The sequence below is a fragment of the Alteromonas profundi genome, from assembly GCF_010500865.1.
In the GTDB taxonomy this organism is placed as follows: domain Bacteria; phylum Pseudomonadota; class Gammaproteobacteria; order Enterobacterales; family Alteromonadaceae; genus Alteromonas; species Alteromonas profundi.
On record NZ_JAAAWN010000010.1, the window covers coordinates 54,130 to 76,151 of the forward strand.

General features: G+C 43.2%; 20 protein-coding genes and 1 pseudogene. 13 read left to right on the plus strand and 8 right to left on the minus strand.

All coding sequences use genetic code 11. The features are described 5' to 3' along the window. Positions 1-204: 204 nt before the first annotated feature. From GTH32_RS09215 to GTH32_RS09230, 4 genes and pseudogenes are all read right to left on the minus strand, one after another. Positions 205-2,226, minus strand: coding sequence for a PAS domain-containing hybrid sensor histidine kinase/response regulator (locus tag GTH32_RS09215; protein ID WP_163084988.1), 2,022 nt, complete (start codon positions 2,224-2,226; stop codon positions 205-207). Positions 2,227-2,965: 739 nt separating this feature from the next. Then, positions 2,966-3,217 (minus strand): hypothetical protein, encoded by a 252-nt coding sequence (locus GTH32_RS09220; RefSeq protein ID WP_163084990.1) that lies wholly within the window; start codon positions 3,215-3,217, stop codon positions 2,966-2,968. A gap of 208 nt (positions 3,218-3,425) precedes the next feature. Then, positions 3,426-3,926: pseudogene (locus GTH32_RS09225) on the minus strand (cupin domain-containing protein); the annotation flags it as partial. A 312-nt stretch (positions 3,927-4,238) separates the two neighbouring features. After that, complete coding sequence (locus GTH32_RS09230) at positions 4,239-6,212, minus strand: class I adenylate cyclase (RefSeq protein WP_163084994.1); 1,974 nt, start codon at positions 6,210-6,212, stop codon at positions 4,239-4,241. 223 nt (positions 6,213-6,435) lie between these two features. Here GTH32_RS09230 and GTH32_RS09235 point away from each other — a divergent pair, with 223 nt between their 5' ends. Together GTH32_RS09235 and gloA are read left to right on the plus strand one after the other, a co-directional pair. Next, a complete protein-coding gene (locus GTH32_RS09235) occupies positions 6,436-7,020 on the plus strand; it encodes a YehS family protein (RefSeq protein WP_163084996.1) in 585 nt (194 codons plus the stop codon). A gap of 114 nt (positions 7,021-7,134) precedes the next feature. Then, positions 7,135-7,683: a lactoylglutathione lyase gene (gloA, locus tag GTH32_RS09240; RefSeq protein WP_163084998.1), complete on the plus strand. Its 549-nt coding sequence runs from the start codon at positions 7,135-7,137 to the stop codon at positions 7,681-7,683. A gap of 20 nt (positions 7,684-7,703) precedes the next feature. On the opposite strand, the gene GTH32_RS09245 is transcribed toward gloA, so the two are convergent. Beyond that, positions 7,704-9,350 carry an isovaleryl-CoA dehydrogenase gene (locus GTH32_RS09245; protein ID WP_425482366.1) on the minus strand — a complete coding sequence of 549 codons (1,647 nt, stop codon included), beginning with the start codon at positions 9,348-9,350 and terminating at the stop codon, positions 7,704-7,706. A gap of 171 nt (positions 9,351-9,521) precedes the next feature. Between GTH32_RS09245 and GTH32_RS09250 the strand changes: the two genes are divergently transcribed. The 3 genes from GTH32_RS09250 (at position 9,522) to rlmF (ending at position 12,878) form a co-directional block, all read left to right on the plus strand. Next, positions 9,522-10,634 carry a hypothetical protein gene (locus GTH32_RS09250; RefSeq protein WP_163085000.1) on the plus strand — a complete coding sequence of 371 codons (1,113 nt, stop codon included), beginning with the start codon at positions 9,522-9,524 and terminating at the stop codon, positions 10,632-10,634. 352 nt (positions 10,635-10,986) lie between these two features. Beyond that, positions 10,987-11,454: a DUF3718 domain-containing protein gene (locus tag GTH32_RS09255; RefSeq protein WP_163085002.1), complete on the plus strand. Its 468-nt coding sequence runs from the start codon at positions 10,987-10,989 to the stop codon at positions 11,452-11,454. A gap of 512 nt (positions 11,455-11,966) precedes the next feature. Then, positions 11,967-12,878: a 23S rRNA (adenine(1618)-N(6))-methyltransferase RlmF gene (rlmF, locus tag GTH32_RS09260; RefSeq protein ID WP_163085004.1), complete on the plus strand. Its 912-nt coding sequence runs from the start codon at positions 11,967-11,969 to the stop codon at positions 12,876-12,878. Positions 12,879-12,902: 24 nt separating this feature from the next. Here rlmF and GTH32_RS09265 read toward each other — a convergent pair whose 3' ends face one another. Together GTH32_RS09265 and GTH32_RS09270 are read right to left on the minus strand one after the other, a co-directional pair. Further along, on the minus strand, positions 12,903-13,589 hold the full coding sequence (locus GTH32_RS09265; protein WP_163085006.1) for an META domain-containing protein: 687 nt from the start codon (positions 13,587-13,589) through the stop codon (positions 12,903-12,905). Positions 13,590-13,794: 205 nt separating this feature from the next. Further along, entirely contained in the window at positions 13,795-14,451 is a 657-nt protein-coding gene (locus GTH32_RS09270) for a crotonase/enoyl-CoA hydratase family protein (RefSeq protein ID WP_163085008.1), read from the minus strand. Between the two features lie 263 nt (positions 14,452-14,714). Between GTH32_RS09270 and GTH32_RS09275 the strand changes: the two genes are divergently transcribed. The 6 genes from GTH32_RS09275 to GTH32_RS09300 all read left to right on the plus strand — a co-directional run bounded on the left by GTH32_RS09275 (position 14,715) and on the right by GTH32_RS09300 (position 20,068). Further along, the gene (locus tag GTH32_RS09275) at positions 14,715-15,449 is read left to right on the plus strand and encodes a TrmH family RNA methyltransferase (RefSeq protein WP_163085010.1); all 735 of its coding nucleotides are present in this window, start codon (positions 14,715-14,717) and stop codon (positions 15,447-15,449) included. A 72-nt stretch (positions 15,450-15,521) separates the two neighbouring features. Beyond that, positions 15,522-16,520 (plus strand): ribosome biogenesis GTPase YlqF, encoded by a 999-nt coding sequence (gene ylqF, locus GTH32_RS09280; RefSeq protein WP_163085012.1) that lies wholly within the window; start codon positions 15,522-15,524, stop codon positions 16,518-16,520. A gap of 161 nt (positions 16,521-16,681) precedes the next feature. Then, positions 16,682-17,908 carry a hypothetical protein gene (locus GTH32_RS09285; protein WP_163085014.1) on the plus strand — a complete coding sequence of 409 codons (1,227 nt, stop codon included), beginning with the start codon at positions 16,682-16,684 and terminating at the stop codon, positions 17,906-17,908. After that, the gene (locus GTH32_RS09290; protein WP_163085015.1) at positions 17,908-18,690 is read left to right on the plus strand and encodes a transglutaminase-like domain-containing protein; all 783 of its coding nucleotides are present in this window, start codon (positions 17,908-17,910) and stop codon (positions 18,688-18,690) included. Before GTH32_RS09285 ends, GTH32_RS09290 begins: the two co-directional genes overlap by 1 nt. Before the next feature lie 184 nt (positions 18,691-18,874). Further along, on the plus strand, positions 18,875-19,408 hold the full coding sequence (locus GTH32_RS09295; RefSeq protein ID WP_163085017.1) for a DUF2780 domain-containing protein: 534 nt from the start codon (positions 18,875-18,877) through the stop codon (positions 19,406-19,408). 159 nt (positions 19,409-19,567) lie between these two features. Beyond that, entirely contained in the window at positions 19,568-20,068 is a 501-nt protein-coding gene (locus tag GTH32_RS09300) for a WbuC family cupin fold metalloprotein (RefSeq protein ID WP_163085019.1), read from the plus strand. On the opposite strand, the gene GTH32_RS09305 is transcribed toward GTH32_RS09300, so the two are convergent. Continuing rightward, on the minus strand, positions 20,058-20,519 hold the full coding sequence (locus tag GTH32_RS09305) for a hypothetical protein (protein ID WP_246223204.1): 462 nt from the start codon (positions 20,517-20,519) through the stop codon (positions 20,058-20,060). The two genes, GTH32_RS09300 and GTH32_RS09305, sit on opposite strands and share 11 nt — an antisense overlap. Before the next feature lie 486 nt (positions 20,520-21,005). Between GTH32_RS09305 and GTH32_RS09310 the strand changes: the two genes are divergently transcribed. After that, the gene (locus tag GTH32_RS09310; protein WP_163085020.1) at positions 21,006-21,242 is read left to right on the plus strand and encodes a helix-turn-helix domain-containing protein; all 237 of its coding nucleotides are present in this window, start codon (positions 21,006-21,008) and stop codon (positions 21,240-21,242) included. Positions 21,243-21,301: 59 nt separating this feature from the next. Further along, a complete protein-coding gene (gene upp / locus GTH32_RS09315) occupies positions 21,302-21,931 on the plus strand; it encodes a uracil phosphoribosyltransferase (protein WP_163085021.1) in 630 nt (209 codons plus the stop codon). The last annotated feature ends 91 nt before the right edge of the window (positions 21,932-22,022 follow it).

Here is a 22,022-nt window from a genome sequence, read left to right on the forward strand (position 1 = left end):
ACTCGTGGTGAAAAAGCGCAGTCTAAGGGTTGTTTTTAGAGTGTCAAATAAATTTAATAAATAATTCATGAAACGTTAATAATGGTACAGATAACAGCTCATGCGATTACGGCTATCCGCTTAAAATTACGTAACAATGCGCCTGTCAGATTACTTTTATAAGATTGGGGGGGAAGAAAAAGGGGGAGCAGACGAACGTCCCACTCAGTTGTTTAATTTTTCATCTAGGTAGCGATAAAATGAAGACAGATCGAAGGGTTTACTTAAGTACCCCGAAAAACCTAGGGCTTGATATTCTTTGACATCCTCTGTCATAACATTAGCGGTAGTCGCGACTATGGGTACTACCGCGTCTATTTCGCGTATAAGGTGAAATGCTTGTTTACCGTCCATCACTGGCATCTGTATATCCATTAATACGATATCAGGAGCCACCTTGTTAAACATATCTACCGCAACCCTACCATTTTCTGCAAAGTGTAAATCGGCATTGGTTTTTTCTAGCATAGACTTTACGATTTCCTGATTAATCATATTGTCTTCTGCTACCAAAATGCATTTTCCAGCGAGGTTAGGTGTTTCAAAAGCAAGGCCTTCGTCATGCCTATAGGAAACTTGGGTAGCGGCTTTCTCTATAGGTAAATAAACGAGAAATTTAGTACCGTTTCCTTCTGAACTAGCTACCCGAATGTAGCCTCCCATTAGGGTCACTAAGTTGTGGGTAATGGACATACCTAACCCCGAACCACCGAAGCGACGTGTAATGGATGTATCTGCTTGGGTAAAACGTTCAAAAAGCTGACTTAAAGCATGTTCAGACATACCAATTCCTGTATCTGACACCGCAATAATAATTCCGTTTTGAGCCTCGTTTGATGCTTCACTTACCTTGATGGTAACGCTGCCTGTATCAGTGAATTTTACCGCATTAGACACTAGGTTTATGAGTATCTGTCTAAGCCTAACAGGGTCGCTTAACCAGCGGTTTGCCATATTCTGTGCAAAAACAGTTTTGATAGTAATGTCTTTATTGTGCGCTACGGGTAGAAAGTCTGACACAACCGATTCTATGATGTTATCAAGTGCTAACTCTACTGTTTCAAGTTCAAGTTGATTGGCGTCTATTTTTGAATAGTCGAGAATGTCGTTTATAATTCTTAGTAAGGATTTAGCGGAAAAAATAGCATTGCCAATGAGGCGGCTATGCTGATTTTCACTAATATCTCGTTGGAGTATTTGCAACGTGCCTAAAATACCATTAATGGGCGTTCGAATTTCATGACTCATGTTAGATAAAAATTGGCTTCGCGCTTTACTGGAACTTTCGGCAAGTTGTTTGGCATTACGCAAATCAGATTCTATGGTTTGTTGTTCGGTAATATCTTGGGCTACAGACCATATGTACTCTTTGCCATCCTCATCTTCAATTTTTATCCCAGAAAGCAGAACAGGAAATTTATGCCCTTGATTGTGGATATATTCTTTTTTGTACGGGCCGTAGCGTTTTTTCGTGGTTAAGGAGGCGAGTTGTTCAGCTTCTTCCGCTTCGTATTTTTTAGGTGTTAATTGCCAATAATCCATGCTATTCAGTTCCCCAACTTTATAGCCTGTAAATTTGCTAAACTCCTTGTTCACATAAACAAATTTACCTGTATCAAATTCGTTTATAACAATGCCCACAGGCGCTAGGTTGACGAACTTTTCAAATTTTTCCTTTTCACGTAGATAGGCTTTTTTAAAGCTTTGTGCTTCAACATGGGCATCTTCAAGTTGCTTTTGGGCGTCGGACAGCATCGAGATATCTCTGCCTATCGCAAGCACATGGTATTTATTGCCTACCTGAATGGCAGTTAGAGAAACGAGGCAGGGGAAAGTAGAACCATCTAATTTTGAGTGTACCCACTCAAAAAGTTGTGGACCTTTGCTTACAGCCTGATGAATTTTTTCGCCCGCGAGAGCCTCAGAGCGTTGTCCATTTGGTTGAAACGTTGGCGAGAGATCCGATGGCCGAAGATTCAAGAAATTTTCTTTGCTCTCTACACCATGCATGTCTATCGCTGAGCGGTTACATTCGATAAATCTTCCCGATTCCAAGTCGATAATCGATAAGGCGTCGGCGGAAACATCAAACATTTTCTTGTACTTGTCCTTTTCGTAGCGGACACGCTCAAGCTCCTGTTTCAGTTTCTCGTTTTCCTCTTTGATCTTCGAATAATCAGACGTCATTAGACACTAGGCTACAATATAAAAAGATGCGTTCAGTATAATATAGTCCTCCTAACAGCACTAGCACTGGGTGTGTTGTGCTTATTTATTCCAGCTCAAAGCGCCCTACAGCGGTTTTAAGCGAGTCAAGCAAGCGTATTTGTTCATCTGATTGCTCGGTAATGCTTTCTAACCCTACGTTATTTTCGTTAGTGTGGGCTTGCACCATTGACTATAGAGACGAATTCCCTTCATAAAAAATATACGTTGCTTTCAATTTAGCGTTTACACATTGTCCTGACTGTTAGAACTCGCCGCAATGTTTCGCTTAGGTTACTTGTATAGAATAATCGCTCAGTAATACCATGATTATTCAAGCGAACTTAATAAGAGGGTAGATGCGAGTATGGGGATATGCAAACGCTTTATAGGTGTTTTAGCGAATAAGGGCTATCTGCCGAGATATTAAGGAAAGGGTATATAGACTCTCCCCCCTTTTAGGAAGGGGGATGTCGTTTTTTTAAAGGAAATAGATTTAACTTTATCGCAAATTCGGTAAACGTCAGTGTGACTATACAAATAACCCCCACCATCATTATTAGCTCCATGGTATCGTTGAGTGTCGTTATACGCTTAATGAAACGAATGAATAAAGTACTGATAATAGCGATTGAAAGCACATAAACAATATAGCTAACAATCTTCTTTATGTTGGTAAACATTATTAACCCCCTTAGAGAAGGAGCGTGAGCTCCTTTGTTTACTGTTGAAAAGAAGGGGGCGATATTGAGCTGTAGGTGCGTTCGGACATCTTATCGCCTATTTTGCTTCCAGCGTAGCCCACGCCACCTGAAATTGCCCCTAAGGCCATAGCAGCAAAGCCGCCTCTAAAGCCGCCAATGGCGCCCGCTACCATAGAAGCAGTTAAGCCGGCAGTACTAAAGTCGCCCCAGCAATATTTGGCACAGCCACCTGAAACTTGGCCGATTTCATTGCATGTTAGTTGTTTCATAATTCACTCCTTTTGTTTATTCCCCACAGCGGGGAAATATAAAAGTAGTCTGTAAATGGCCTTTGAACATCTGTCTTGAAGACCAGTTTTTAAAACATCTACACTTATTGAGTTACGCTCATTTTGTTTATATCAGTGAAATAATGTTCACACGTATCATGGCGTAAGCCACACCATGGTTAATTAAACGCTAATACCGTGGCTTTTTTTAAGGTCGGGTTAATTGCTTTATAAGTGCGCTATGCTGTGGGTATTGTTGTAATAGTTGGCTTTGCTTGCCAAGCTGCATATCTGTGTATTCAAATCCTGGGGCTACCGCTTCCCCTATTAAGCCGTAGCCGTAGGCGCCAGTGGTAGGAATTTTCGATGCTTTCCACGTGCCGCCTTTAACGATCATTTGCATTTTATGGCCCTTTGTAGGGTCGGGTCCCAGGATATGGGTTTCTACGCTACCGTCTTGGTTTATTAAGTAGTAGGTGATCGGGTCTCCTAGGTGAAAGTAGTGCATGATATCCGACCGATTCATGTGAAAATGTCCAATGGGCGACTTAGCGGTTAATAGATAGTAGATAGAGGTCATCGTGACTCTATCTCCATGCTGAGTAGGTATAGTTGGACGATGGTCTGCTTTAAAGGTTTGTCGAAAGTAGCCGCCTTCTACATGTCCGGTTAAATCAAGCGATGTAATAATTTGTTCGGCTGTTAATCTATCGCTACGAGTCTCTCCTTTAAGGGTGTACCCACCTTGAGTTTTGAAGTAGGGCTGAGGGCTTTGGCAACTCAATAGGGTTAAACCAAGTGCTACACAGAGAACGACGGCAACAAAGCGAGGAAGTGAAAACATAAAGAGTCCAGTATTAAGTTTTAAACGATTATTAGCATACTAAGGTGAAAAAATAAGTCACATGGTTAATGGGGTACTGTGGCGTATTGTTCTCTTTTTCACGCATATTTAGCTTTTTATGTGTTTTGTTATTTATACAAGGGCTATTCACCCCCGCTACGATATTGCGCCTAGCCATTAATGAAGCAGCAAAAACGACATGGGGGTGGTATCGATAAACTCACCATGAATACGTGCTTGTTGGCTGCCTCTAGGAACAAAAACATAGCACGGGGGCGGGGGGCTCGGTTGCTGTAAGTCGAGCCATAAGTTGTCTAACACATCGCGGCCATGAAGCAAAAAGGTTTCACCCCACGAGGTGGTATAGATAACACAGATATGCTCTACCGAAGACTTTTGGCGGTTGGTAGGAAAATTAACTAATGCCATACACGCGGTAATCGTTGACGGGGCGAGAAGGTCGTTTCGCGGCAATGCCGTGACTTTGACAGGGGGAAAATACTTACTCAAATGACGAACGAGATCATTTAAGTCTAATTCACTAATCTCACCTGAATTGTAGTCAAGTAATACGCGGGTTTTAGCATCGATAATACGGCTACATACACACCATAGCATTAGCTCAACAGCGTTGGACGCTTGCGTAATCTTTTGTGCTGAATTGGTAATGCCACTTTTGCTAAGTTGATCACCGGCATACACAGTCCATACTTCATCCCCATTTTTTAATTGTTTCAGGGAAACGGTGACGCTTTCACAATAGAGGTTTTCATCAAAGGCTCTTCGTAGGAACTCAATTTTGTGTTCTTTTTTGCCATAAAAGGTACTCAATCGCCGGCCGAGTACTGTCATATCTTTGGCATCCATAACTTGCTGATCAGGGCGAAGTTGGCTGGAAATGCGTCGGTAGCATCTTAATAAGAAGCGGTGAATTCTTCTACTCAGTTGAACGCGCTCGTGAAAGCTCCATTCGCTAGGATGATCTAGGTGGTAAAGCTGTTTGCGAGACCAACCCCAGCTTTTAGCATACGCAAAGAGTATTTTTCGTTTAAAGTTGGCAGGCTCACCTTGTTTAAGCGGTCGGCTTAGGTTGCCTACGCATTTGAGGTACAAACATTGTTGTAATAACAAAACATCTTCTGCTTGGCCTTCTCTTTTGTAGTGGGTTATTAACTCATCAAACAACAAAGAATAAGGGTCAATAATCGCTACCTGACCAGGCGCTTGTGCCCCTCGGTGGACATGTTTTTTTAACACGTTGCATAAGGGTTGCCCCTCTACTATGTTGGCCAAATAAACTTCTAACTTGGCTATTTTTAGCAGTGATTTAAAAGGCGAATCCATCGCTTTACTTAACTGCCAAATGGCAGCACCAAAAAGCTCACTTTCATCGACACGCTCAACGTTTCCCAAATCCATAAACCAGCTAAGGTCGGGCTGGCCACCTTCCTCTAAGGTATCACGGAGCGCAGTATACTGTTTGTCATTGGTTTTTTCTGGTGTTAACCACCAAAATGGCGCTTTTCCAGCCACCACAATATTGGTGTGATAAAACTCCGCTTTCAAAAATTGCGCTTGGGCGGAACCTGAACTTTCGCCATCTGCTTCACCAAATTTATTATTTCGAACGTTTTCTATTTCAGATAGGAAGAAATGGACTTCAATACCCCATTGCGCCTCGGCCCAGTGCTCAATTGCGTTTAGCTTTTGCTGCAAACTCTCTAACGCGCCAGCGCTAAACTTTGAGCCGTCTAAGCAAACCCAATAATCGAAGTCTGAATGGTCGGTTTGTGCAATTGACCCAATGCTGCCCATTAATACCAAAGCGTCGATGGCACGTTGGCGGGGCCAAATTGATTTTATATCGGAAAATAGCGAAGTTTTATCGGGAAAGCATGCGTTTAATGCTTCAGCGATATTTTGGCGAAAAGAATAGTTATTAATTCCAAATGGCACGTGTTCATCCTCAACGAACCCAGGTAGTTCGGGATGATTTACGTGCAACAAAAACGGAATTGCATGAAACAGCGGTTGGTGCGCTTTAGGCAACAGGGTTAATGCACGCTCAATACGTGCTTTGTTATACCTTAAAACACGTAAAAGGCGAATCGTCAGATTTTGTTGAATCGATAGCGTCTGTGCCGCTGTCATCGCTGCTCTTTTTTCTCTGTTCGTGGTTAACAGGATAGCGTGATTTTGCCCGCTATGCCCATTATTTTTAACCCTAGATTGTAGAGAAATAAAGAGAGTGCAAGGGGGACTGCGTTTCGCCATGAATGAGGGGTTAATAGCCCTATGTTCACAACTGCGGTAAACTAAAGCAATACTCGTCATGCTTTGTTCGCAGTCTGCGTCTTAATTAAGGCTATTTATTATGATTCACAATGATGTTCTTCGCCGCATTCGCTATGCGCTTGCTATCAACGATACCGCTGCTATCAGCATTTTTAAGCTAGTAAACTATGATATGGAGCTGCCTTATCTACACGCGATCATGAAAAAAGAGGACGAAGACGGTTATCTGCCATGCAGAGATAAAATAATAGCACTGTTTCTCGATGGCTTAATTATAAAAAACCGTGGTAAACAAGAGGGGCAGGAACCTCGTGTACTGAGCGCTGGCGAACGTTTAAGCAACAATGAAGTGTTGCGCAAAATTCGTATTGCAATGAGTTACAAAGATGAAGATATGATTGAAATACTCGACCTTGCCAACTTCCAAATAGGTAAAAGTGAACTATCGGCTCTATTTCGAAAGCCTGAGCACAGAAACTATAAAGCGGCCGGTGACCAAGTAGTACGAAACCTTTTGCAAGGTATGGTTAAAAAATACCGTCCAGATGCGAAAAACACGGCTTTTAGTAAAGAGCAACTAAGAGAAAAAACCAAAGCCGCTACCCATGCACGAAAAAATAAAGCGAAAACACAGTCAAATAAATCAGTATGGGGCAAGGTGTAGATGTATTTTATAGGGGGTGCTTTTACGTCTTTTTATTGGATGTGTATCAAAGGTTGCGATGCTATCCTTTTACCCCCATTTCATCACAAAGCAGATAATTGAAGGAGTGAATGAATGAGCCGACATTTTGAAAAAGCAGAAGGACTGTGCGAAAACAAAGACAGTGCTACCGAAGGGTTTGTATTTAATCAAACGATGCTACGCATTGCCGATCCTGCGCGATCTTTAGACTTTTATACTCGGGTTATGGGCATGACGCTAATTAAGCGTTTAGATTTCGAGTCTATGGCGTTTAGTTTATATTTCCTTGCCGCAGGTGATGATTTCAGTGATATAAGCGAAGACGAGAACGAGCGGACTGCGCAAACGTTTGGTCGTCCTGCGATGTTGGAATTAACCCATAATTGGGGAGATACTGCCGAAAGCGTAGACTATCACAATGGTAATAGTGAGCCGAAAGGCTTTGGTCATATTGGTTTTCACGTACCTAACGCAGACGCTGCTTGTAAACGATTTGAATCCTTAGGTGTTCCTTTTCAAAAAGGCCTTAACGATGGCTCTATGAAGGGTATAGCCTTTATTAAAGACCCCGATGGCTATTGGATTGAAATCTTTGATGCGGATAAGGTGGCGGACACCTGCGCCCCCCACCTTAAAAAATAAATCCCAGTGTGCTTGGGACCTTATTTAGTTAGCTGCCCAAGCGTTATAATATGCTCAAAAGGGGTATGCGCGGGCAGTGTACCGAACGTATGTCCATGCTGGTGGCCTAGTCGCGTCTCGCAAAATGACGCTGCCAGCTTTGGGTCATAATGGGTGAGAAGTAACGCTGCCTGAAGCGCTAGTGCAGTATGTTCGGTAATTAAACGACTGCGTATTTCGAGGTTATTCATATCTTCGAATTGGCTAGACAGGGAAGTTAAGAACTGATCGTAATGGGTATTTTTCCCTTTTGCTTGCGCCAAGACGCTAAAAAGTGCCGTTTTTGTAGAGGGCTCTTTTACTAAGGCTCGTAAAACATCCAAACACTGAACATTACCACTGCCTTCCCAAATAGAATTCAACGGGGCTTGGCGATAAAGCCTAGGTAAGATATTTTCTTCTACATAGCCTATGCCGCCTAAACATTCTTGCGCTTCATTAATTAATACTGGTGCGCGCTTGCACACCCAATACTTACCAATGGCTGTGGCAATACGAGCAAATGCAGCTTCTTGCGCATTGTTAGGTGCTGTATCAATGGCTTGCGCTACTCGCATCGTTAAGGCAAGGTGCGCACTCCATTCAAGCGTCATATCGGCTAATACATTCTGCATAAGCGGCTGCTCAATAAGAGGCTTACCAAATGCGGCGCGATGGGTTACATGATAGGTTGCTTGTACTAGCGCTTGGCGCATTATCGCAGTAGAACCAATCATGCAGTCTAACCTCGTTAGTGAAACCATATCGAGTATAACCGCTATACCGCGCCCTTCATTTCCCACTAAAAACGCGTTTGCTCCGGTAAACTCTACCTCCGAAGATGCATTACTCCAGTCGCCAAGCTTGTCCTTTAACCGCTGTATTTGTACCTTATTTAAACTACCGTCTTCGCGTATCCGGGGAAGCAAAAAGCAGCTAAGCCCGCCTTCGGCTTGAGCGAGAATCAGGTGTGCATCGCTCATTGGCGCCGAAAAGAAGAATTTGTGGCCCACAATACTGTAGCTACCATCAGCTTGTTTTGTGGCGGTGGTGGTATTGGTACGTACGTCTGAGCCCCCTTGTTTTTCTGTCATTCCCATACCCAATGTTATGCCATGTTTATCTTTGGCAGGGAGCTCTCGTGGGTCATAACTACCGTGAACTAATTTATCTACCCAATAGGCGGGGAGCGCGCTACCCTGTTTAAGCGCAGGGTATGCAGCATGCGTCATGGTAAGGGGGCAGGTAGTACCAGCATCTGCCTGGCATTGCATAAATAACAGTGCTGCACGGATAACATGGGCGCCGGGCTGCTGGTAATTTTGCCACGAATAATTGTGCACATTAGCCTTCATCGATTCGGCCATTAGTTCATGATAACTCGGGTGAAACGTTACACTATTGATACGCCTTCCATATCGATCAAACGGGTTGAATACTGGTTTATTCTTGTTTGCGTGCTCGCCAGCTTCTGCCAGCTTAGCGCCTGCTATGGCGCCAAATTTATCAAGAATATCGGGCGGCGCCGATACACCGCTTTCACGCACAGCCTGTTTCAGTAAAGGATCGTTGGCCCAATAGTTATATGGGGCGAGGGGGACGGGTTGATTTTCTACTGTGTGAGTTTCAAAGTGGCGCTCTATATTCACGATAACAACTTATTAACGAAAAATGATATCCACACGTTACGCAGTGTGAAATTAATTGTCAATTTAGCTCAATTAACCAGCATAGTGCATGGTTTAGGTGGGAAATACTTGAGTTCTTTTATAAGAGCGTGTTACCACTATGATGATTGGCTTTCCGATGGATTAAGAAGTATGAAAATACACCGCCCGTTGTTTAAACATATTAAAAACCATACTGCGCTTTTTAGTGACCTGTCTGCTTATCGTAATGCAGCAGTGGAGGCACTTGGTGTATCTGGTTATGAGTTTTATAAAACCCCAAAGTTTGTTACTGAAGATGGAAGCCGTTTAACTATAGAGCCTGAGCGCAGTATTGTTGTGCCAAAGGTTAATGTTTTAGAAGGCGTTAAAACGAAGTTGGCAGAGATTATACCGGGTTTGACTATGGTAGAGCATAGTGAGATTGGTTATCGCTATCCTACCGCTGCATTGGCGGGTTTAGATGCGCCCTTTATCAAGCGTATGCGCTCAGAGTATTTCCATAAAGTGGATGAAGATAGAAGCATTTGTCGCCCGGTTAATTTGTCATATGGCATAAAAAGCAGAGGTAAGGCCGACGACAGGCAAGAGTATGAAGTATGGATGCCTGACGAAGCACCTGATAAAAGCCCATTACCTTTGTTAATCAATAAGTATGGTGAAGATTTACCCCATGAGGTACGCCAATTTGTTGCTGAGCCTTCACGCGTGCACGGTTGGATGGGGGTTAAACGAGCTGCCTTTGAAGCCCTTTATCAAAACAAAGTGAAATGTGGTGATTTGATCATCTGCATTGCTATGAGTGTGGACGCTTACAATATAGGCGCTCAACCTGATTTATCCTATTCACCACAAGTAGAAAGTTCTATTGCAGCGAGCAACGCGGAACTCGAATGGGAAATAGAAGGGTATTACGCCCCTGCCGGATGGGAATTCGACCACGATATGGTGTGGGAGGCCATTTACCATACGTTAGCGGCTATCGGAGCGCCATTAAACGATTTATACAGTAGCAGCATTTTACCCATTACTGAGAGTAAAACCGAGCGTATTTTATCTACCTTGGCCTCACTGGGCGTTAAACAAGCCGAAGTTGACGAGTTAAATCTTCAGCCTTGGGAGTTTTTGCAAACAGAAAGTCAGCACCGAGTAAAATCTCATGATCCTAGTAGGCCGGTAAACTTACTTGGAAGGCTTAACCGCTTATTCTATCAGCCTGAACTCCAGTTACCCTCGCTAAACTGGATGCATGATTTAATCCTTTAATAACCCAGCTCAAGCAGCAGTGCGAGGCTCACTTTGGACTGCTGCTTCCCTTATTTTCTCATCGCCCTTTAGGCTCTGCCTCTTTCAATAAGAAGTGCAGAGTATTGCCTGTGGATAAAAATACATCACCATTGACAGTGCGTGAGGTAACAAAAATGCTGTTTTTGTTATCTAAATCGAAAACAATGTTAAATTATGTAAATAACTTTCAGTTTTGTGGTGATACTTTCGTTTTATTTCACTTATTTCGTAATAAAATTACATAAAGTACTTTATTTCTCCACTGAACGGGGCATAATAGTCTCGTGGTTTGATGAAAATCTAATTTAATTACGAAATAGGAAATACCGAAATGAAACTGTCTACATTAGCTCTTGCACTTACTTTTACCGTAGCTGCTACTCAGTCTTTCGCGAAAGACGTGGTACTTAAGCCTGCAAACGCAAATATCGAAACTAAAGCATGTTTAACAGCGGCAAACGAAGGTTATGGACCGGCGCTTCGCTTTATTAGAAAAAGCGGGTTTGATGCTGACGAATTCAGTGCATCAGTACGTTGTAATGGCGAAAGCTTAAGAAGCTTTGCTCACATGTATAGCAACACAACAGCGAAAGCGAGCGTGAAAACCGTGGCGCTAGTAGCGAAAAATGAAGACACTGCATCTAAAGCATGCCTAGCAGCAATCTCAGTAGGTGCTGATCAAGCGCTAGCGCAATACCAGCTAGAAGGTGAAAACATTATTTGTAACAACAAACAAATTTCTGACTTCGCCCGTGAATACCGCACAGACAATGTGGTAGTTCGTAGTTTCTCTGAATAATAAAGAGAAGATTTAGCAATAATATTGCTTTTATGTTTACAGTTTCATGGCCTACTCGGCGAGTAGGCCTGATACTCAACCTACTACCTACTACAAATACCCCCCACACCTAAGCAATCCCTCTTTTCATAGTTGTTTTTAATACGTTTGTGTTAAACGTAAATACCTCTGTATTGGTATGCGTTAGTTTTGGCCTTTGCACCGATACCTCATATATGCCCATTAGTATTTGGCTTAATCACTAAGCCCTTATAGCTAAGCCCCTATAGCTAAGCGTTTTGAACCCTTACCGGTCTTTCTTTGGGGTTACCGTCCTCTTCTTAATTTAAAACAGCAGTGGAAAGCAGCGTTAAAAACTGCGCCTATATGTAGTTGGCGAAAGATAGCGCTTATAACTAAGGAACTCTGTCTTTTGGCGTATGACGTGGGTAGACTAACTGTATTTGATAACAGCCATAATATTGGGGGCTTTGTGCGCGCCTTCGTATCTAATTAGCGAGAAGTAGTGGTAAATGCATTCAAGAAACCTTCATAAAAACGGTTATCCTATGGGTAGGCTGCAACACGTTTATCCCGCCCTTAGTGAGTATATAGTCAAAGCGAAGGGAGGGCGTCTGAGTATTGATTTTGCTAACCCTAAGGCGGTTAAAACGCTCAATGCAGCGTTGTTAGCGCATTATTATAATGTCCCGAAATGGGACATTCCGCTGGGCTATTTATGCCCGCCAATTCCCGGCAGAGCTGATTACATTCATGGTATTGCAGATTTATTAGCCTCTGACAATAACGGGCATATGCTCACAGGAAAGGAGGTAAAGGGGCTTGATATTGGTGTGGGGGCAAATGGGGTTTACCCTATAATAGGCAGTCAATCCTACGGGTGGGCTTTTGTGGGTAGCGACATTGATAAAAGCGCAATCAATAACTGTGAAAAGCTAATTGAGCAAAACCCTAAATTAAACGGGCTTTTTACAACCCGTCATCAAACAAATAAGCAGTTTATCTTTAAAGGCATAGTGAAAGACGATGATGACTTTGCGTTTAGCATGTGTAACCCGCCTTTTCATAAATCTGCCGAAGAAGCTAAGCGGGGAACGAAGGTTAAAACTTCGAACCTTGCTCGTAACCAGAAAAAGCGTGGTGCGCGTGGAATAAAATACGCAGGGCAGGCAAACGTAAATTTTGCTGGGCAGGCTAACGAACTATGGTGTGAAGGCGGGGAGTTAGCGTTTATTCAACAGATGATAAAGGAAAGTGTGCAGGTAAAAAACAATATCGCTTGGTTTACTTGCTTGGTGTCTAAAAGCGCGCATTTAAAGCCCATCGCCACAAGCGTCAACTATTATGGTGCCACCTGTCTTAAACACGTTGATATGGGGCAGGGGCAAAAGCAGAGCCGTTTTGTGGCGTGGACGTTTCGTTAAAAAAACTGACTTACTCGCGGTTGTCTATAACTTTGTGCATGAATACTCAGTACCCTCGTATGACAAGGTCGCTGTATTTCCCTTATTCCAAAAGTATGCTTGTTCAGCTACGTAACGTGCACCTGAGGCGCTTCTTTCACGTTTCAACACCAAAGATTCTTCCGGCAACGTAAGTGTTATCGCTTCAGGGCCCACGAATGACATGGTTATATCGCCTACGTTATTACAGTTATATTGGTGGCGAACAGGGGCGCTGTTATCCTGTTTTGCCCTGGCGGCAGTCTCGGTATTAGTAGCCGTTGCTACCAGCTTAATGCTTACCTCGGCACTTTCATTTGTCAGAAATACCCAGGGTTTGTCCGTGCGTTGATCTACCTGTTTTATACTACTTAATGCTTGCATGTATTTTTGCTCTTGCTGCATCAATGCGGGCGGGCACATCTTACGGGTTAGGGTTAATTTACTAATAGAAATCGTATCTACCGATTGGGTAATGCTACCGGTGAAGTTATTACAACCCGCACTACCTGAGACAGTATTGCCCGTAACATTCAAGGTTATAAAGCTACTGTCTATTACGCCTGAATTATTAATATCTTCTACTTGCCATTGTCCCTCTAATACGGGTGCCGGTGAGGCTGGTTTAGGGTCGCTAACACAGCCAGAAACCAAGGCTAGGGCAGAGATAACTGTCCATATTTTTAATTGCATGAATACTCCTTATTAAATAAACCGTAACGGCATCACAAACACAAGTCTACGTCTCCAGCCTGAATAGAGTATGAACCCGTTATTCAAACCGACTACGATGAGCGAAGCGCTATTTAATTATAGCCGCAAAGGGCAGCTAGAGATCAATCTAGCAACCTGTTGCGGCACACAAAGGCAACATAGATAGGGACAAGTAATAGATATACTAGACGTCCATTTTTGCCAATGTGTGTTGGCGGAGTTGGCGCTTAGATTCAGCAAAAGAAGAAGCAGGAAGCTGTTTGAGTTGCTTGGCATAGGCCATGGCGGTAGGTAATATCTTATCCTGAGGAAGGGCCATATCTAAGTAACCTGCCGTTACAGCTTCTTCCCCTTTATAGAGGCGAGAAAACAGTAAAGCTTCCGTTACTGACGTGGGGGCTAACCGGTCTTTAGCCAAATCCATCCAGAAGTTAGGCAACACCATACCAATGGCAGTTTCATTCAGTCCGTATTTAACTTCTCCCTGTTTACCAATACGCAAGTCGCCGGCCAATAAAAATACTGCGCCAAGTGCAATGCTGTGGCCTTCGGCCGCCATTACTACAGGTTTAGCAAAACCGTAAAGGCGTTTTATTAACTTAGCCCCCTGTGCTACAAGCTTTATTTGATTTTCTTTGTCGTCGCCTTTCATTACGCTAAGGTCGAAGCCACCGCAAAATTTACTTTCGCCGCCGTACATTACAACAACCTTAGCTTCACGCTCTGCTTTATCAAGCGCGTCATTGAATTGTGCGATTAGGTCAAAGCCTACTGCGTTCACTTTGCCATCATCGAAGGTAATAAGCGCAATCTCGTTCTCTATGGTTACATTAAAAGACATGTAAAGTTCCTCATTATTTTTTACCAGTGTGAAAGGGTATTACGCTAAGCTCAACTTTTAATTAGTGATTGCCAGAATTTGGCTGGAGTTATAGTTGGCTACTCAATAGAAGAGGGTATTCTTTACCTATTGTGGCAGTAGGCGGGACTTTTCCATAAAAGGCAATTACAGTTAACCGATGATAGTGTAAAGTGTCGCGCTTTTAGCACAGGCGATTGCAGGGCCTAATTTAACAGGCACGAATAAACACGTAAGTGATTAACATGAAATTAGAAGACGTAAAAAAACTGCATCAGAAAAAATACCGAAACCAATTCAAACATTATCTGGTAGAAGGCGAACACTTGGTTTTAGAACTCGTAAAGGCCTTGGGTGATAAAGACGCATCCATCACACTTTATGTAACCGAAGACTACCTTGGGTGGGCGAAAAATGTAGCCAGTGATTTTACTATCCTAGTGGTAACAGAAAAACAAATGGCACAAATAAGCGATACAAAAACGCCTCAGGGGATAATAGCCTGTGTGCCCTTGCCCGATAATAAAACCATTACCAACCGCAGCGCGGCGTCGAAGTATATCTATTTACATGAAGTACAAGACCCAGGAAACTTGGGTACGATATTGCGATCGTTAGCGTGGTTTGGCAATTTCAGCTTAATGCTAAGCCCTAACAGTGTAGACCCTTTTAACTCTAAAGTGGTAAGGGCCAGCATGGGGGCTATTTTTCACGTGCCTATTGAATTAGAGGTAAGTTTAGCCACGCTAGAAAGCCGATTTAGTGAATTCGCCTATTTAGATATGCAAGGAACAGCTATTTCAGATAGTCAGTTTAATGCTTATCAATGTTATCTATTTGGCAATGAGGCCCGAGGTGTTCCACGAGATGCGCTTCTGCGTGTAGGGGCACACGGCTTTACTATTGCAGGCAGTGGTAAAATTGACTCATTAAATTTGGCGAGTGCGGTTAATATTTGCGTGTATCAGCTATCACAGTAATGTTTAACTTAAAACAGTTTGGTCAGGGGCGCGGATAATCACAGTTCCTGTCGACCGATAAAGGAAAATAACGTGGCGTTACAATGGTTTCCAGGGCATATGCATAAAGCCCTAAAAGAGATTAAAGAGTCTCTTAGTCAGGTAGATGTGTTAATTGAAGTACTCGATGCGCGCATTCCCTATTCAAGTGAAAACCCTGAAATTGCAAAAATTCGTGGTGATAAGCCATGTATAAAAATTCTCAATAAATATGATTTAGCCGACCCTGATATTACCGCGCAATGGCAAACTTACTTAGAGTCTGAAAGGGGGGTGAAAACGATTACGACGTCCAGCGATAAACCGGGCACGAGTAAGCAAATTATGGCTATGATCAAAACGATGTTTGCGCACAAAGATGTGCAGCATAAAGCGATAAAAGCCATGATCACCGGCATACCCAACGTAGGCAAATCAACGCTAATTAATATACTAGCTGATAGAATTATTGCTAAAACGGGTAATGAGCCAGCTGTGACTAAAAGCCAGCAACGAATAAACTTAGGCGATGGCATCATTCTTTTCGATACCCCAGGGGTGCTATGGCCGAAATTAGAAAATCCCCATTCTATTTATCGCCTAGCGTCTTCGGGGGCGGTAAAAAATACCGCTATGGAGTATGACGATGTGGGTTTCTTTGCGGCAGATTATTTAATTAAGGCCTATCCAGAGGTAATGAAGTCAACATATAAACTGGATGAATTGCCCTCTACAGAACTGGAATTTTTAGAGGCGGCAGCGCGTAAACGTGGCGCCATTATGGCAGGTGGTAGAGTCAACCTACACAAAATTTGCGAAGTCTTGCTCAACGAACTCCAGTCTGGGAAGTTAGGTCGGATTACGCTAGAAACGCCCCAAATGGTAGCGCAAGAAAAAATAGAAATAGCGGAAGCAGCGGCAAAAAAAGAAGCGGAAAAAGCAAAGCGAAAGCAGCGCTTCAAAGAAGGTTCACTGACCCCAGATAAACATGCTCGAAAGGAAAAACGGAATGAAAAAAGGCAAGAGCAGAGTAGAAGAATGAAAAAGCGTTAACCCTTCTTAAAAAAATGCGCCTACTCAGTCATCCGGCGGGCGCTTGAAATATCCGGTTACGTAATATTATGGAAAAAATTATGTTAATTGCGTAATCTGGTTATTAACCATGTCCTCATCAAAGTGCTAAAACACGACAATAACAATCAAGGATGACGCCAATGAAGCTGTCTACTATTATTCCCGCTGCCGCGATAGCCGTTACATTTAATGCTACGGCAAAAGATTTACTTCCGCTTGAGTCATTTCCAGAATGGTTTCAGACCAGCATGGTTAGGGAAACGGCTATTACATCAACCAGTGAGTTTAGCTTAGCGCCCTTTAACGTAAAGGCGGAGGTTATTGGTGATATAGCGCTTGCTGATAATGCTGAAGGTACTTGGTATTACACTATTGATATTGGCACCAACGCGCCGGTAGAGTGTTATGTGTTCAATGAGTATGATGGCCCTGCTAACTCTATGCATGCCGTAGTGGGGTTAAGTCTTGATGGCGCCGCAGAATTAAACGGTAGGCCGCTGACTGGGCGGTATAACTATGCGGTAGACACCGGGGTGGTGGGTAGCACCCCCTATCTGTCATTAGACACCCTCTATCACGTAGGCGAAGGAGAAAATAAAGCGTCAGGGGTGATAAAAGCACTTTCTGCAGAAACTGAAAATAGTCTGCAAGTTTGTGTACACAGCGATGTAGGGTATCGCAAAGCATTTTTCGATACTTTCGCTTCTTTTGTCAGTGCGTTTGAAAATAGCACAGAAAATAACGCATTTTTCCAATCTGTATATGAAATGCGTATTAATGACATCCCTATGGGGTATGCAAGTGAACGCTACACCAAGGATGCTGATGGCGACATTATGATCCAAAGCACTACTTCACTGCTTGTGCCGGTAGACGCCAGCGCCGTATCTCGCACCGACTCTGCTGATATATCCTGGAGTCGCCCAGATGGCTCTTTAATAAATGGTTCCACTTACACCATTGAAAACGGTGTAATGGCATCAAAATTTGCCATCAAAAGTAGTGATGCAAAATGGCATGTAGAGGGAAATATTCAGGGTAAAACTGTTGAGGCACAACTCGCTTATGAAGGCTGGTTACTATCCGATTATGGTAGCTACTTGGAAACCGCTAATTTACAAGAAGGCGAAGCACAAAGTGCGCAGTTTTATATGTGGGCCCCGGACGCCGATCCTGTTACTGCAATGAATATTACTCTAAGACAGGTTAGCGACAAAAAAGACACGAATATGGCCATTGATATGGGCCCAATGAAGCTAGATTTTTACGCTGAAGAACATGGTATATTCAAGCACGGTGTAATGGCACAAGGCCCTGTTAACGTGTACATGACGTCTATTTACTCTCAAGGGATACCGAGTTTGTAATGAAAGCAATCATTTTTTTTACGCTGCTTACGTTTGTCACTTTTGTACATAGCCAGAGCGACCCCTCTTTTGCCACGGTAGACGTTACGTTAGACAACGAGCAGAACGGGCCGTTAGGACAGCGAATTAGCCTTTCCTTGTTATCCAGCAATGCAAAGGCGATCGCCGCTGCAATGCAACAATGGCAAGGTATTCAAGTTGATGCGGTAACGGATAGCTCACTTACCATTACAACTGAATTACGACCTCGCTACATGGGAGAAGTAAAACCCCAGTATAGCGCTGCCACTTTTGTAATTGATTTGGACGAGCCAAGCACGAAGGGGTTTACTTCCGGGTTTGTGCCCTCTGACGAAGCGATCTTTTCCGTGGATGAAGTGCAGGCTTACGTAAGTGAGTATATTAGTGATGCTACCTATATCCATGGCTTTAATTTTGCCTCTACGGTGGCAAAACAAAAAAGCGGCGACTGCACTGAATTTGCAGTGCTTACCACGGCATTAGTAAGAGCGTTGGGCAAACCAGGGCGTGTAGTGTTTGGAACAGTGTTAATTGATGATCCTACTGGCGTAACTGCATATGGACACGCATGGACCGAGGTTTTTGATAACGGAAACTGGCAAATAATTGATGCAGCGCTATATGGTTTAGCAGAAGACATACGCTTTTATTTGCCAGGCTCAGTGATTGAAAATGAAGGGCCTGGCTATGGAATGTCTCTTGCGGCAGGTATCATGTTGATGCCGTCTAAACTGGCCAACGTAAAAACCGCAACCTTGTAATCCCTCGCGACTATTTTGGCTATATTGTAAAGAAAGTGTATAGCTTCCAATATAGCCCTTTGCCTAATTGTGTTGTAAGTAAAACGCGCTAATATGTTCTCCAACAGGAGCAACTGCGTTTTCATTGTTTATTGAAAATAACGTCAGTGTTCATTAAAACAATAGAAAACGGAGTATTTACCTCATGAAAAAACTGTCCCCTTTTATTTTAATCTCGGCGCTATTTATTGCTCCACAAAGTCACGCAGAAGGTTGGCTAGACTCCCTTAAGGATATGTTGGGTTTCTCTGAAACAGCGGTCAATACGCCAAATGTTGACGATATGGTGGATTCGGTTAGCGAAGCGGCAGGTATTACTGAGCAGCAGGCTACAGGCGGTTTAGCGTCTATTTTTAATTACGCACAAAAAAACTTATCGAGTGAACAGGTATCTCAGCTAGGCGACGCATTGCCAGGTTTAGGTTCGCTTTTACAACAGGTGCCTGATGTAAGCGAAATGACAACATCGGGTGCGTTCGCAGGCTTACTTGATAAAGCAGCAAGTTACAGTGAAACCTTGCAATCGGTGAATGACTTGAAAAAGCAATTTGATGCTTTGGGTTTAGATACGCAACAAATTATGCAAATTGTAGACGGTGCGAAAGCGTATTTAGACACCGAAGAAGGTCAGCAAATTAAATCTCTACTCTCTGAAGGATTAACTAAGCTCTCTGTATAGGCTTTATTATTTCTTAATCCGTTACGACGCAGCGTAATTAAACGCTATTTCGTCGTAACACTAGATTTTTCATCCGTTAAACAGTTAACGTATTGACCCGCTATGTCAGCTACTATTAAATGGTATGACAATACGTTAACTGTAAGCGGGTTAAGTTAAATGCAAAACCTTCAAGTGTTCGATAGCACCACCCTCAATCAATTAAAGCATGAAGCCCAAAATAGCCCACGCCAGCGTGCGAACCTAAACGTTCATAATTCTTACACCGACCTTGTACAGCGTTTATTTATAGCCATGTATCCCGACTCTTATGTGCGGCCACATCGGCATATACAAATGCATAAGTGGGAGTTTTTTATGGTAGTGGAAGGGAGTATCGAATTACTGTTTTTCGATGAAAGCGCTGTGCTTACTGAGCGTATTACTCTGGACGCCGATGGAGACTGTAAGGCGATTGAAATTCCCCCTAACACATGGCACGCCACCGTATGCCATACGCCGGTGGTATTTATGGAAGTAAAGCAAGGCCCATATGAGATTAACGAAGACAAAGGTTTTGCCACATGGGCCCCCGAAGAAGGTACGCCAGAGGTTAAAAACTTTCTAGCGCGCCTTAAAAACGCATCACGGGGTACGTGTTTTTCAACGGCTATGGGTTAGGAAAATCAAAACGGTCTAATTCATTAGCTGTGTCTTTGCACTCACCGAGTAGGTGCATCCGCCCTTCAGTTTCATGCGTATCTATCTCAATGTAGCCTTCTCGGCAATAGTGATTTGTTGCCAGTGTTTCGTCAAGCGCTGCATATAACGTTTCTGTTTTTCTTGCTTGTCTATCAGCACCCATAGAACTGCCATCGGGACCTTGTTGTCCAGACATGCCTCGTTGTTCTGGCCCACGGCCCCCCTTACCCCCTCGTCCGCCTTTACCTTTACCACCTTCAGGCCTGCCCACATCTATGCTAAACGCAAAAAGCTTGGTACCGTCGCTGTTTATTTTGGTTTCAAAAAAGGTTTCTCCCATTTCTGGCATAGGGGGGGTACTCGCGCATCCGGCTAATAATGCTGAGGCCGCTAGGGCAGGGAATAGAAAGCGATTTAGTGCAGGTCTCATAAAATTCACTACTGTAATTAACAATATTGATAAGAACGAAGTGTCTGGCTAAAGTTGCGCTGTTCAGTGTAAGTATTGCGTAAAGTAGACGAGATTATAATATTATTATTGCGTTGTTTAATTGACCCTCTAAAGCGCGCTGGGCGGGGCAATGTATACTTTTGCTATCTACATGTACCTTGGGGCGGTTTCCAGAATGGAAAGTTATTGTGATTGCCATAGATGATGGTATGGTTAAGGATAAGACATCAGCGCTGAGAGCGCCTTTTATTTAGACGTCTACTTTTTAACCTCATTACAGAGAAATTGACATGCAAAACGTAGTATTTAATTACTTTTATAATTTTACCCACGCATAGCACCTGAAGCTAAGTGTTCAGGGGCTGTTATCCGCTTCTGGGCATTAAAGGTAAGAACGTTTTGCAAAAGCCCAGAAGTTTACAAACATCTGGGCTTTTTTTTATGCCCAAAAATGGGAATACAAGAATGAGAGAGTTAACGTTAGGCGATATTAGAAAGCAACATAGAGTTAAACAAGAAGTTGTCGCAATGGCATTGTGCGTAACAGCGTCAGGCGTGAGTAAACTTGAGTCAAAGCGAATTCAAGATGTATCTCTACAACGGGCAGCTGCCTATTTAGCTGCACTAGGGGGCAGTTTGAAAATAGAAGTAACGCTGCCCGATGGCGGGGTTGTTAAGGTAGGAGAAAATATCTCAGCCTAGTTTTGCCATTGTGGTGGTTAAGGGTAGAATAGCCGAAATTGTATAGAAGGATACACGAAATGGCTGTTCACGAAATAACTCACCCCCTCATCGCTCATAAAATTGGTTTGATGCGCCATGAAAGCATAAGTAGTAAAGACTTTCGTGAGTTGGCCTCTGAAGTGGGCAACCTCTTAACTTACGAAGCCACCCGTACCTTACCAACGGAAAAAGCAAAGATTGAAAGTTGGTCAGGTGACGAGATAGAAGTAAAGCAGATTAAAGGTAAGAAGATCACTATTGTACCTATCCTTCGCGCAGGCTTAGGTATGCTTGATGGGGTAATGAATTTAATTCCTAACGCTAAGATCAGTGTGGTGGGCTTGTATCGCGATGAAGAGACGCTACAACCCGTGGCCTACTTTGATAAAGTGGTCAACAATATTGATGAACGTACTGCGTTAATTGTTGATCCCATGTTAGCCACCGGTGGCACACTTATAGCCACTATTGACTTGCTAAAAAAGAAAGGTTGCCACAATATCATGGGGTTATTTTTAGTCGCGGCGCCAGAAGGAATTAAAGCTGTGGTTGATGCTCATCCAGATGTAGATATTTTTACCGCAGCAATTGACGACCAGCTTAATGATAAAGGCTATATTTTGCCTGGTTTAGGCGATGCAGGCGATAAGATATTTGGTACTCGCTAAGCTACCGAAAACACCCCAAAACATAGGCAGCATGACATGCCTTAGCGAAAAATCTACGCCATTATTGCGATAGACCGCAGTGAGTTAGCTT